Raw genomic sequence first — 12761 nt, 5'->3', positions numbered from 1 at the left:
TCTACTTTCTTTCGGAAATCAAAACAAGGAGTAAACGAGCATGGCACGCGATATCCGTTTGGTAAAAATGATAAATGGGGACATGGTGCTTGGAAAATGGGAAGAAGCCGAGGGTAAGATCAAGGATCCTGCCCTGCTGCAGACCATGCCCACCGAGCAGGGCGGCGTTCAGATGATGCTTCTGCCCTATGGGTATCCCTTTGACAATGAAATCGGCGGGGAATTGTCCACAGAGCACGTCCTGTTCCAATACCAGAACGTGCCGGGTGATCTGGTCAATAAGTACAACGAGGCGTCCAGCAATCTGACGATTTCCAGCGCCAACGATCTGCAAAATCTGGATAAAATGGCTGGGGAACAGGGGGGCAACATTTCCGACATCAGCGATCTGTTGCGCAAGTAACGCTGTTTTTTTCCCTTTATTGACAGGATATTCAAGGCGGCTTCAGGCCGCCTTTTCTACGTGAGGCACCGCATGCGTGAATTATTGGCTTTGCTGCCGCGTCCGTCGCATTATCTGGGCACAGAAATCAACGCGGTCCATAAGCAGCCCTCCTCGGAAATGCTCCGAATGGCCTTGGCCTTCCCCGATCTTTATGAAGTGGGCATGTCCTACGTAGGACAGAAAATCCTCTATGCCGCGGTCAACGCTCGGGAGGACATGTGGGCTGAACGCGTCTTTGCTCCTGCGCCGGAGGCGGCTGCTGTCCTGCGGGAACATGGTGCGGCTCTGAGTACGCTGGAGTCGGACACCCCCCTGGACGGTATGGACATTCTTGCCTTCAGTCTGACCCATGAATTGTGTTATACGACCATCCTGTACATGTTGGATCTGGCCGGGCTCCCTTTTTGGGCCGCAGAGCGCGACCAGGGACCATTGGTCATCGCCGGGGGGGGCAACGCCGCCAATGCGGCACCGGTAGCGCCCTTTTTTGATGCCCTGGTGGTCGGCGACGGCGAGGAAGTCCTTGTGGAGGTCGGTAGCGTCGTGCTCGAGGCCCGGCGGGAGGGCGTGAACCGTCAGGCATTGCTGGCGCGTCTGGCGGCCATTCCCGGGGTCGAGGTCCCGGCCATGGCCCAGAGCGAAGTCGAGCGCCGGATGGTCATTGACCTCGATGCGATCCCGTTTCCCACACAACCGGTGCTGCCGTTCGGCAAGGTCGTCCATGACCGGTATTCCCTGGAGATCGCCCGAGGATGCACCCGAGGGTGCCGCTTTTGCCACGCGGGAATGACCTACCGCCCGGTGCGGGAACGCTCGCTCCCGGTTTTGCAGCGCCTGGTCCAGGAAGGACTTGACGCGACCGGCTTTGAAGAACTGTCGTTTTTGTCCTTGAGTACCGGGGATTTCTCCATGCTCGAGACGTTGTTTGCCCAGAGCTATGCCCGGTGTCTGGAAGAACAGGTTGCTGTGGCGCTGCCGTCGCTGCGTGTCGGGTCGGTCAGTGAACAGATGATGGGGCTGATCGCCAGGATCCGCCGAACCGGTGCCACCCTGGCCCCGGAAGCCGGGAGTCAGCGTCTGCGGGATGTAATCAACAAGGGGATATCCGAAGAGGCCCTGCTCCGGCACACGGAGCAGCTGTTCGCTCATGGCTGGCAATCGATCAAGCTGTACTTCATGATTGGCCTGCCCACGGAAACCGAGGCCGATCTCGAGGCTATTTTCGACCTGTGCCAGAAAGTTCGTCAGACAGCGGGAAAACAGGCTAAACGGGTCCAGATCACCGCTGCCATCTCTCCCTTTGTGCCCAAACCGCACACACCGTTTCAATGGCAGCGGCAATTGTCTTGCCAGGAAGTTCGCGAACGCATCGGTTTTTTGCAGGACTGTTTTCGCCACCAGAAGGGCTATAAGCTCCGCTGGCACCAGCCGGAGATGAGTTTTCTCGAGGGCGTGTTTTCCCGCGGCGATACAGCCTTGGCCGAGGCTGTATCGCTCGCCTACGCCGAAGGCGATATTTTGACCAGCTGGGCCGAACATTTTGACCTTTCCCTCTGGGATCGTGTCTTCGCCGCCTGCGGCATTGAACCGGAGCACTATCTCCGGGCCCGGGACCTGGACGAGCCGTTGCCCTGGGATCATATCAAGACCGGGGTCAGTAAACGGTTTTTGCAAACGGAATACCGCCGCGCCCTGGCCGAGAAGGAGACCCCGGACTGTCGTTATGGGGCCTGCCGGGCATGCGGAGCCTGCAATTTCAACAACCACTCTTCAGAACTCAGGCAGCAGGCGGCCCGCGCCGAAATTCGCCCCCGGATCAACAGCGCCGAGCGCGAGGCGCAGCTGCCGGAGCGCAACTGGGAGCGCCAGAATTTGCAGGAAAAACAGGGCCATTTCCGCGTCTGGTATGAAAAACTCGGCCCAGCCCGCTTCCTCAGTCAGCTGGAACTCCAACGGTTGTTCGAACGGGCCCTGCGCCGGGCCGATATCCCGGTGACCTTTTCAGCGGGCTTTCATCCCATGCCGCTCTTGTCTTTCGGGCCGGCCCTGCCTGTGGGGGTACAGAGCTATGCGGAGTGGTTTAATGTCTTTGTCCGCCAATCCGGGATGGACCCGGACACCGTGGGCGAGCGGCTTCAAAGCCAATTGCCCCAAGGGTTTCGGGTCCTCGGTGTTCAGGAATTGAGCCTTGGCAAACGCCAATCCCAGGCCGTGGCCGAGGAATTCGATCTCCAACTCCATGTCCCTGCGGACCAAGCGCGTCTGTGGCAGGAGCACATCCAGGCCGCATTGGCCCAGGAACAGATCCGCTGGGAGCGCAAGACCAAGCGGCGCGGCTGGCAGATTGAAGACACCCGTCCCTTTTTTGAAGAGGTGGCCCAGGTGTCGCCGCAGGAGATCCGGTTTGTGTTCTCCTGGCGCGAGAAATACGTCAGCCCGCTCCAATTGGTGCGTCTTCTTCTCCCTGAAGCTCGATTGGACCAGTTTACACTGACCAAACGCCGCCAGATCATGGATTGTCAAGAGACGTCGCAGCAGGTAGAACAGAATCTACTCTAGCATCTGTCTAACCTGAGGAGGAACCTATGGCGGCAGACAAGCAGGCTTTGGCCAAAAAGATCGAGGCCATGTATCCGGAGGTCCCTGAACACGGGATTGATGTGCAATTGGAATTCTTGGCCGATGAAGACTCCTGGCTGGTCACCTTCAGCAAAGGAGAGCACTCATTGGCTACCCATATGGATGATGCGGATGCCCAAAAATGCCTCCAGGATATCGAATGTGTCCATTTGGGAGTGCAATTAGGGCGGTTCGTGGATAACTATTGTCGGGGCGCTGACGCGTGCCGGACATAATAGGAGACGCCGGCCCTGGTTGTTTGCAGCCGGGGCCGGCGCGTCTCGGGCAGCTTTTCCGGGGAGGAAGCGGCTGATGCGTAAAGTAGTTTCCGTGTTGATTGGAGTGTGCATGATGCAATTCGTAGCTCAGTGCAGGCCGTATACAGCCCAGGCAGCTGAATTGACGAGACTTGCCAACGGCCTGCAAGTCCTTGTTGAAGAAGACCACCGCTTTCCCCTGACCGCAATGCGCCTCTACGTCCACGCCGGGTCAGCGTACGAAACGGCTGAAGAGGCGGGAATCAGTCATATCCTGGAGCATATGGTCTTCAAGGGGACCGAGACCCGTGGCCCCGGGGAAATGGCCCAGGCCATCGAGGGCGTGGGCGGATCGTTGAATGCGGGAACAAGCTTTGACCAGACGATGTACAAGGTCGATGTCCCGGCTGAACATTGGGAATTGGGCCTTTCCGTGCTCCAGGATATGGCCTTCGGCCTGCAGATCGATCCTGAGCAATTGGAGCAGGAGAAGGCGGTAATCCTGGCGGAACTCGAGCGGAACGAGGACAATCCCGACCGACTCCTGTTTCAGGAGCTGCAGCCGCTGGTCTGGCCGGAAACCTCCTATGCCAGGCCGATTATCGGCTTCCGGGAAACGGTTCGCAATATCACCGCCGCCGATATTCAGGCCTACACCCAGCGGCTGTATCAACCGCAGTCGATGCTGCTGGTGGTCTGCGGTCATGTTGAGACAGAGGCGGTCCTGGACAAGGCCGAAGCGTTGTTCGGGAAGGCTGCCAACGACAGAAGGTATGCACCGCCCCAGCCGTGGGAACTGGACGAGTGTTGCCAGGACCCTCTGGTCACCACCGGCCATGGACCGTGGAAAAAGGTCTACGTCAGCATCGGTCTCCCCACACCGGGATTCCGGGCTGAGGAAGAGGCCGGTCTGGAAGTCTTGGCGCATTTGCTCGGCGGTGACCAGACGTCGCTTTTGTACCGTACCTTCAAATACGAACAGCAACTGGTCGATGAGATCGCCGTGGCTCCGGTCCTGCTGGAGCGTGGCGGGATGCTCTATATCCGTGCCCAATTGGACCCCGACAAGCTGGAACCCTTCTGGGGCGAACTGACCACGACACTTTCTCGTCTTTCGGCAGATCAATTTTCCAAACAGGAACTGGACCGGGCCAAACTCAATCTGGAGGACGATCTTTTCCAGGCCAAGGAAACCCTGGGGGGGTTGGCCTCGAAGCTGGGACACTTCCAGTTTTACGGCAGTGGGCCGGAGGAAGAACACGCATATCTGTTTCAATTGCGGCATGTTGATAAAGGACTGCTTCAGAAATTGCTGGATGCGTATGTGAATCCGGCACGGATGCGTAGTCATGTGCTCTTGCCGGATGAAGTCCCCCTCGATGGCCAGGATTTGGCCGCGCTTGTTCGCCAGCACTGGGACAAAGAAAAGAAGACCGCTGAGTCCGCCCGGGCCGGGGGAACAAAAGACCTTCCTGATGGGCGACAGATTATTGAATACGGCCAGGGCAGGCGTCTGGTGCTTTTGCCAGATGCGACCCTGCCCTATACGGCGGTGACCGTGACCTGGCCCGGTGGAGACGCCATGTTGCAACAGGAGCAAGCTGGCCTGGCAGCACTGGCCGCTCGGGCCCTGACCCGCGGTACCCAGCAATTCGACATGGCCCAATTCCATGAATTTCTCGGTGACCGAGCGGCCTCGGTCGGGGCGCGGGCCGGTCGGCAGGAGTTTACCCTCCAGGCAAAATTCCCGACCAAATTTTCCGAGGCAATGCTGGAGGTGGTGGGGGACGTGATCACCGAACCGGCTTGGCGCGAAGAAGAAATCCAGCGGGCCCAGCAAGATCAGGTCGCCTCGATTGTCGAGCAGCAGGATCAGCCGCTGGGGCTTGTGTCCCGAGAGATGTTTCCCTTTTTGTTCACCACGTTTCCCTACAATACCTACCACCTGGGCACGCGGGAGCAGGTTCAGCAATACCGGCCTCATGCGCTACGGGCGTATTGGCAGCGACAATCCGCCCAGCCGTGGATCATGACCGTGTGCGGGCGGTATGATCCGGAGGCGGTGAAACAACTGGCCAGTCGACTGGCCCAAACACCGGTGCGGCAAACGCAGGCAGTGACTGGAGACCTGGTTTGGAGCGAAAAGCAGGATCTGGAACTGGTCATGGAGGACCGGAACCAGGCCCATCTCTTGGTTGTTTTCCCTGTGCCGGGCATAGCCGAGGACGACCATGCTGGGTTGAGCCTGCTGCGAAAGGCATTGGCTGGTCAAGGCGGCATCCTGTTTCGCGAGTTGCGAGATAAACAGGGCCTGGGCTATTCCGTGACCTCGCTTCTCTGGCAGGTCCAGCAAGGTGGGTTTCTCGGGTTTTATATCGGTACTGATCCGGACAAACGGGACCAGGCCCTGCAGGGATTCCGGGAGATTGTTCGCGAACTCCGGACCACGCCGTTGCCCGAGGCCGAGCTGAAGCGGGCCCAAAATCTCCTGCAAGGCGATTATTACCGTTCACACCAGAGTTTAATGAGCCGAAGCGGTGAAGCAGCTGATATGCTTGTCCAGGGACTACCCGTGGATTTTCAGCAAAATCGCATTGAAGCAGCGCAGCGTATTTCAGGACCGGAGCTTCGCGATGTGGCCCGTCGTTTCCTGGATTGGGACGGGGCGTATACGATCACCGTTTTGCCTGAATGAGGCGAGCAGACAGAAAGGGTTTCTTTAGCGAGTACGGCTGGGAGCGCACAGCGTATTCCACTGTGACGGTGTTAGCCATGAAGGCCCCTTCGCTTGCAAGCGAAGGGGCCTTCATGGCTTGAACAACTCTACTGGAACAGACCTTCGCAAACGAGCGTAGGGACGCGGCCCCGGCTCAGGAAGCGGAAAAGGGCGAAGGGTGGCGGGTCTGGATGGCTGCGGCACGCTCATCCTCGCCCTGTTGGCGGAGGATATCTCGCCAGAGATCCCAATATTCGCCGCGCTCGGGCTGGTTCAGGGCGCTTTCCCGGGCCAGCGTTGCGGCGACCTCCAGGTTCTCTTCGGCTTCGAGATACAGCCGGGCCAGGAGATGCATGGCGTAGGCGTCCCGGGGATTGTGCGCCAGCGCCTTGTGCAGATGTTCCCTGGCCCTGTCCGGATGTCCCTCTTTGACAGCCAAGCGGGCCAGGTGGCGGTGACTGATGGGCTCCCCATCGCTGTGCGCCGCTGCTGCGGCAAAATGCTTGCGGGCCTCAGTGAGGGCATGACGCGTCTCGGCCAGTTGGCCCAGGCGTAACCGGGAGTAGACGTGCTCTGGACAGAGGGAGAGGCAGCGGTGCAAGGCCGCCTCTGCGGCCTCTGTCTCCCCTTCTTTCATGGCCAGACAGCCGAGATTGTATAAGGCGATGTGATTGTCCGGGGTCTGCTCGAGTATGGCCTCGAATTCCTTGCGAGCTGCGCTGTGCTTGCCCAGCCGCGCGAAACAAATTCCAAGAGAGTTCCGGGCTGTGGTGTTGGCCGGATCCAGGGCGAGGGATTTCTGGTATTCCTCCATGGCCGCGTAGAGGTCGCCTTTGGTGAATTGGCGGTCGGCACTGATGTTCAAGGAAACGGAATCAAAGGTAGCGATGCGTGGGACGGGAAGGAGCCTGGCGTGTTCCAGGGCCTTGCGGGCATGGGAGAGGATGTCGGCCCGCCCGGCGTCCAGACAGGGATAGGCGGCCACTCCGGCGGAGATGTCCAACTCCCGGGCGTGTCTGCCGTGTTCGACGATGCTGTGCGCCAGGCCTCGGGCCTGCTCGGCGTCCAATTGGGGCACAAAGGCCACCAGGCTGTTGGTACTGTGCCGGGCGATATGGTGGTTCTCCGGGAGAAATCGGCTGACCCAGGCCGCAGTGGCCTGGAGGTGCCGCTGGTTTTCCCGTGCCTGTTTGGAATCATTCGGGGTCGGAGACCCGAGGTTGCCGAACAGGAGGAGAGTAAACGAGGAGTGACTGCCGCGCTGCCGACTCCAGATCTTGAGGAATTCCCGCAAGGAGGGCAGGCCGGCCAGGGTGGATGTTTCCTGGCTCTGGGGCGTGTCCGCAGAGGTTGGCTGCTCCTGCAAGTCGGGCAAAAGGGTGAGCCGGTCCCCGGTGGTCAACGTCCAGGCGGGTTCGTCCTGATTGATGATTTCGGCCACGCTTTGTTCTTCGAGGATATCCACCAGCACGACCTCACCTTTCGGCGTGGGGAGAGGATCGGAGTCCTCGGTGGTCTCTGGACTGTCCGGCGGCCAGACGAGAAAATGCTGCCCTTCGCTGGCCCCGATGTCACGGCCGGCGTCGATCAGAAAACGGTTCAGGGGCAGCTCCCGCAGGATGCTGCATCCTCTGGCCAGCAGGTCCTGGAAGGCGTAGATCTGATTGCCGCCCTCCTTCTGGGCGGACTTGAGCGCCTTGCGGCTTTTTTTCTGCAGGCTCCGGCTTTGTTCCCGGCCGTGCCCCTGCAACTCCCATCCCAGAAAATCCTGGGGGAAAAGCGCGAGGCCGATGCTTGCGGAAACAGCGATCTCCTCTCCAGTGGCTTCGTGGGTCAGCACCATCCCGGCCAAGTGGAGGCGGAGGTGGGACGCCAATTGGCGGCACCGCCGCCCGCTCGCCTGTGGCCAAAGCATATAAAATCGCTGTTTGTCCCGGCCCAGGATGGCACCTTCAGGAGCCAATTCCCGTAAGGTCTCGGCCGTTTTGGTCAGAACCTGGTCTCCAAAAAGAGGGCCGTAGCGGGTGTTGAGCCGGCTTATCGCATCGGGCTCGACAAGAATCAGGGCCACACTGGCGCTGTGCCCGCTGAAGGTTTCTTCCAAGGCGGACTCGGAGCCGGGGCTGAGGGTGGCCAGGACACGTTCGATCTCCTGCTCCAGGAGCTGTCCCAGCGCCTCGGCGTTGAAGAGGCCTGTCAGCCGGTCCAGACTTGTCATCTTTCTGAGGGCAATTTTTTCCACGCACAATTTGGCCAACATCGCCAGATAGGGCAGCACGGCCTCAGGGTGGTCCAACTCGACATCTGAAGCCACGAACAGGGCCAAGGGTTCGTCGCCTTGAAGCAGGGGCAAAAATAAACGCCGGGCCTCGGCCTCGTATCGGGGCGTGCAATACAGCGGGTCCGCTTTTTTTTCAGCTGCCGGAAAATAGAGTCTGGGACCAGTAAACGAGACCGCTTCGCCAAGGCTGGAAAAAAGCATGTTCTGGTAGTGGAGCAGGTCCTGGGCCTGGACCGGCAGCAAGGGAGGTGAAAGCGATTCGTGAGTGGCTTGGGACATACGCGGTTCGGCATCCTTGCGATTTGGCAGCGGTTGCCCACTGCGGTGTCGGGAGTCGGGGCCATGCGGCTGACGCCGGTCCCCCTTCGGTTTGTAAGGGGTTGGCAGGCGTTGTGCAACGGTTTCTTGAGTCCGGACAAGACCAGGATCGGCTCTCAGATCCTGTTTGACAGGCGCCACGAACCGCGAGACAACCACAGCACGGTCCCGGCCATTATCCGGCGTCCAGGTCCATTCCCTGCGCCTCAATCTTGGCGGGACAAAGTGCGTACAAGAAGAAGGAGAAGTCCATGGTGCGATACGAGGATCCTGTTTTGCGAGCCCTTTTTGAACGCCGCAGCATCCGGCAATTTACCGAGGAACCCGTCAGCCGGGAGCAGGTGGTGACGATTCTGGAGGCTGGCCAATGGGCCCCGAGCGGGCTGAATAACCAACCGTGGCGGTTTCTGGTCCTGACCCACGGCGACAGTCGACTCGAGGACCTGGCTGGGCTGACGAAATACAGCCATGTCGTACACCGCTGTCAGCGGATGATCGCTGTCTTTTTAGACCGGGAATCCATGTACAATGCCACCAAGGACCATCAGGGCATCGGGGCCTGCGTCCAGAATATGCTTCTGGCGGCCCACACCCTTGGCTTGGGCGCCGTCTGGCTGGGGGAGATCCTCAATCAGGAAGCCCAGGTCATGGAGGCACTGGCTCTGGATCCGGAGCGGTATACCCTGATGGCGTGTGTTGCTGTGGGACACCCGGACCAAAAAGGAAGCTCACAGCGCAAGGAACTCAGTGAATTGCTTTTGGAGGCGTTCTGATGGCTTCGATACAGACTTTTGCCCTTGGACCTTTGGAGACCAATTGTTACCTTTATACGGATGAGGCATGCGGTTTTGTCATCGACCCGGGCGGAGACCCGCAAGCCGTCGTCGACACCCTTACAAAAGATGGGCTGCGCCTGGAGGCTATCGTCAACACGCACCTCCATTTTGACCACATCCATGGTAATGCCGCCTTGCAAAACGCCACCGGTGCGCCTATTTACGCGCCGTCGGCTGATGAAACCCTGCTGCAAACCGAAGTTGGAGCGGGGGGATTCATGGGGCTGCCAGAAGTGCCACCGTTTTCCTTTACTCCCCTGGAGCCGGGGAGGTGGCAATTGTGCGGCCTGGACTGCCGGGTCCTGCCGACACCAGGGCACACCCAGGGCAGCGTCTCCCTCTATTTTCCGGAGTTGCAGGCGGTCTTTGTCGGTGACCTGATTTTTGCCCGCTCCGTGGGCCGGACGGATTTTCCCGGGGGCGATACCGCGACCCTGGCGGCCTCGGTCCGGGAACAGATTTTCACTCTCCCTGCAGAAACAGTTATCTATCCTGGGCACGGGCCGCAAACACGTGTCGGCGATGAAGCGGCGCACAACCCGTTTTTCCAGGACGGTTTTTCCATTTAGCAATCCGCACTCCTGGCAAGAGGCCAAACACGATCGAAAGGCGTGATCACTTGGCCATACGCCCTGCTTCGTGAACGCCTTGTCCTTGGGATGAGTGAAGGGGTGGTGACCCAATCAGTACAGCAGCGGGGGATATATGGCCGCCGAAACGATTCAGCTCGATTTGCGCAACCAGTGTTGAGCGCTCGGGCGGGAGGTAGGGTTCTATCTCCGAATTCCACGGGTTCGCCAAGTGGAGGTCCGTTTGCAGCGCAAAAGCCTCCCGCAGATAACGAACCTGATGTATATCGAGCCGGATTGGGAATTGCAGATTCCTGAGGAACAGGGTGAGGAGCTTCTGGTCCGGCTGCAGCGTAAAACAGAGTGACCTGAGTATGGGCGATGGGAGAGAACTCCAGATCTGGGACTGCAGTCCCCGGGCGGGCGGCCACACTCAGGCCATTCAGTCTGCGCTTGTCCAGGCATTGCTCCGGGAGGGGGTGCGGCCCTTGGCGGTTTCCCTGCGCGAGTATCAGGTCTGGCCGTGTCAGGGATGTCAGCGGTGCAGTCGCGGGGAAGAGTGCCCTCTGGCCGCCTCAGACGCCTGCGAGCAATTGTTTGATTTGCTCTGTGCCGCGCGAACCGTGTGTTTCGTGGCCCCTATCTATTTTTATCATCTCCCGGCGCCTTTCAAGGCCTTTATCGACCGCAGTCAGCGCGTCTACGCCCAATTTGAGCGAGACTCCAGTGACTGCATGCCCCAGGCGGACCCCCGTCCGGCCTTTGCTCTTCTGCATGCCGGGCGTTCCCGAGGCGAGCACCTGTTTGCCGGCAGTATCCTGACACTGCGGTTTTTTCTCCGCTCCTTCGGCCTGGTTCTTGAGGATGTGCACACGGTGCGAGGCATGGATGGTGTGGAACTTCATGGATGGCCCGATGCGCTCTCCCAGGCGGTATACGATGTGGCGCGGCAGATGGCTCCGTTCGCGGGGCGTCGCTGATGCGGTAAAGACCTGGTCCAGGCGCTTGGCCGGACGGTTGGCGCCGGGCCGGTGCCTGTATTGTGGGGCCGTGCTCGATGCCCCCGGGGCTGGCGAGTCGCTGTGCCACCGGTGCGCCCCCTTTTTTGCGCCACGCCCCGGGGGATTTTGTCCAGGATGCGGTCAGCTGCTTGAAGACGAAGCCGCCCCCCTGCATTTGTGCCGTTCGTGCCGTGACGCCCCCCAGCCATGGGAGCAATTGGCCTTTTTTGGGGTCTATCAGGGTCCCCTGCGTGAGGTGATTCTGGAATATAAGCTCCAGGGGCGGCTGGGGCATACAGCGCTTTTGGCCGCGTGTCTGTCCCGTTGCTACCGGCTCCATTTCGCCGGCGGCGGCTGGGACACGCTGGTTCCGGTGCCGTTGCACAGGACCAGGCTGCGCCGGCGCGGGTTCAACCAGAGCTGTGAACCATTGAAAGGCTGGGGTGCGCAGGAGGGTCTCGAGCTTGTCGTACGGGGGCTGGAGCGGGTCCGGCCGACTCCGTCCCAGACGGGACTGCACAAAACCGAGCGGGAGCACAACATGCGTGATGCCTTTGCTGTCTTCGGAGAGATCAGTTGGCATGAGCGCAATGTCCTTCTGGTGGACGATGTTTTTACGACCGGGGCCACTTTGAGCGCCTGCGCCCGGAGGCTTTGTGAGGCCGGGGTGGCCCGCTTGGGAGTATTGACCATGGCGCGCGCGGAGTAGTGTTTTTGCTGGCTTCTGCCGGCGGAGAGTCTGAAAATGGGTGGCGCAACCTGCTTGAGTTATTGAATTTCGAAGGAAAGGGCGGCAGAAACCGGCTGGAGATGAAAAATCCCTTGACGTCCCTGCCGTCTCGAGGTTAATAAAGCAAGTTCATTTTTTGAGCGGAGGTCTGGATATCATGTACGCGATAGTAGCTACTGGCGGAAAACAATACCGGGTCAAGGAAGGCATGGAGATCGATGTTGAAAAACTCCGCGCCGAACCCGGTGATGAAATTGCTTTGGACAACGTCTTGCTCTTGGGTCAAGACGATGATGTGAAAATTGGAACCCCTTACTTGGAAAACGCCAAAGTGACCTGTGAAGTCGTCAAGCACGACCGTGGTGACAAGGTGATTATCTTCAAGCATAAGCGCCGCAAGGATTACCGGCGTAAGACAGGGCACCGCCAAGATTACACCCGATTGAAAGTGACTGCCATACAGTCGTAAGGCAAGGAGGCGGAAATGGCACATAAAAAAGCAGGCGGGAGTTCGCGCAACGGTCGCGATAGTATTGGCCAAAGGCGTGGCGTTAAACGCTTCGGCGGGCAGCAGGTCCAAGCCGGCAACATTCTCGTGCGCCAACTGGGCACCAAGATCCATCCCGGCCGCAATGTTGGCCTGGGCAAGGACTACACCCTGTTCGCCAAGTCTGACGGCGTGGTGACCTTTGAAAAGTACACCCGGAAACGCAAGACGCGGACCCGGGTACACGTCGAGCCCGCCTCCTAGGCTGGCTGACGCTACTCTTTTTTGGAAGGGGGTAGGGGCTCAATTGCCCCTGCCCCCTTTTTTTCGTTGCGGCGCTGCCCCATGGCGTCCGAGAAAGGAACAACGCGATGCGATTTATTGATCAAGCCGAGGTGACTGTCCGCTCCGGTAATGGCGGCAACGGGTGCGTCTCTTTCCGACGGGAAAAATATGTCCCCAAAGGAGGCCCTGACGGCGGCGACGGCGGTCGAGGCGGTTC

General features: G+C 59.5%; 13 protein-coding genes (1 of these 13 cut by a window edge). 12 read left to right on the top strand and 1 reads right to left on the bottom strand.

The genetic code is table 11. From position 1 onward, the window contains the following. The first annotated feature begins 40 nt into the window (after positions 1 to 40). The 4 genes from DRET_RS10975 (at position 41) to DRET_RS10960 (ending at position 6016) form a co-directional block, all read left to right on the top strand. Positions 41 to 403 carry a hypothetical protein gene (locus DRET_RS10975; protein WP_015752618.1) on the top strand — a complete coding sequence of 121 codons (363 nt, stop codon included), beginning with the start codon at positions 41 to 43 and terminating at the stop codon, positions 401 to 403. A 72-nt stretch (positions 404 to 475) separates the two neighbouring features. Further along, the gene (locus tag DRET_RS10970; protein ID WP_015752617.1) at positions 476 to 3004 is read left to right on the top strand and encodes a TIGR03936 family radical SAM-associated protein; all 2529 of its coding nucleotides are present in this window, start codon (positions 476 to 478) and stop codon (positions 3002 to 3004) included. Between the two features lie 26 nt (positions 3005 to 3030). Next, the gene (locus tag DRET_RS10965) at positions 3031 to 3300 is read left to right on the top strand and encodes a hypothetical protein (protein ID WP_015752616.1); all 270 of its coding nucleotides are present in this window, start codon (positions 3031 to 3033) and stop codon (positions 3298 to 3300) included. 76 nt (positions 3301 to 3376) lie between these two features. After that, complete coding sequence (locus tag DRET_RS10960; RefSeq protein WP_015752615.1) at positions 3377 to 6016, top strand: M16 family metallopeptidase; 2640 nt, start codon at positions 3377 to 3379, stop codon at positions 6014 to 6016. 175 nt (positions 6017 to 6191) lie between these two features. Here the strand turns inward: DRET_RS10960 and DRET_RS10955 are convergent, their stop codons facing one another. Then, positions 6192 to 8597 carry a diguanylate cyclase domain-containing protein gene (locus tag DRET_RS10955; RefSeq protein ID WP_015752613.1) on the bottom strand — a complete coding sequence of 802 codons (2406 nt, stop codon included), beginning with the start codon at positions 8595 to 8597 and terminating at the stop codon, positions 6192 to 6194. Between the two features lie 290 nt (positions 8598 to 8887). On the opposite strand from DRET_RS10955, the gene DRET_RS10950 reads away from it, so the two are divergent. The 8 genes from DRET_RS10950 to obgE all read left to right on the top strand — a co-directional run. Then, positions 8888 to 9409, top strand: a complete 522-nt coding sequence (locus tag DRET_RS10950; RefSeq protein ID WP_015752612.1) for a nitroreductase family protein — start codon at positions 8888 to 8890, stop codon at positions 9407 to 9409. Further along, positions 9409 to 10041 (top strand): MBL fold metallo-hydrolase, encoded by a 633-nt coding sequence (locus DRET_RS10945; RefSeq protein ID WP_015752611.1) that lies wholly within the window; start codon positions 9409 to 9411, stop codon positions 10039 to 10041. Before DRET_RS10950 ends, DRET_RS10945 begins: the two co-directional genes overlap by 1 nt. A gap of 244 nt (positions 10042 to 10285) precedes the next feature. Next, positions 10286 to 10408 (top strand): hypothetical protein, encoded by a 123-nt coding sequence (locus DRET_RS14025; RefSeq protein ID WP_015752610.1) that lies wholly within the window; start codon positions 10286 to 10288, stop codon positions 10406 to 10408. 7 nt (positions 10409 to 10415) lie between these two features. Beyond that, positions 10416 to 11021, top strand: a complete 606-nt coding sequence (locus DRET_RS10940) for a flavodoxin family protein (protein WP_015752609.1) — start codon at positions 10416 to 10418, stop codon at positions 11019 to 11021. Next, positions 10957 to 11751, top strand: a complete 795-nt coding sequence (locus DRET_RS10935) for a ComF family protein (RefSeq protein ID WP_167317804.1) — start codon at positions 10957 to 10959, stop codon at positions 11749 to 11751. The genes DRET_RS10940 and DRET_RS10935 overlap by 65 nt, the downstream gene beginning before the upstream one ends. Positions 11752 to 11929: 178 nt before the next feature. Next, a complete protein-coding gene (gene rplU, locus DRET_RS10930; RefSeq protein ID WP_015752607.1) occupies positions 11930 to 12241 on the top strand; it encodes a 50S ribosomal protein L21 in 312 nt (103 codons plus the stop codon). A 15-nt stretch (positions 12242 to 12256) separates the two neighbouring features. Further along, on the top strand, positions 12257 to 12523 hold the full coding sequence (gene rpmA / locus DRET_RS10925; protein ID WP_015752606.1) for a 50S ribosomal protein L27: 267 nt from the start codon (positions 12257 to 12259) through the stop codon (positions 12521 to 12523). A 107-nt stretch (positions 12524 to 12630) separates the two neighbouring features. Next, a protein-coding gene (obgE, locus tag DRET_RS10920; RefSeq protein WP_015752605.1) for a GTPase ObgE crosses the window boundary here: on the top strand, positions 12631 to 12761 show its start. It continues 922 nt past the right edge of the window; the window shows 131 of its 1053 coding nt (coding positions 1–131); the start codon lies at positions 12631 to 12633; the stop codon falls past the right edge of the window.

The organism is Desulfohalobium retbaense DSM 5692 (assembly GCF_000024325.1).
In the GTDB taxonomy this organism is placed as follows: domain Bacteria; phylum Desulfobacterota; class Desulfovibrionia; order Desulfovibrionales; family Desulfohalobiaceae; genus Desulfohalobium; species Desulfohalobium retbaense.
The sequence above is the reverse complement of the archived record's forward strand: the minus strand, read 5'-3'. Positions and strand labels throughout refer to the sequence as shown.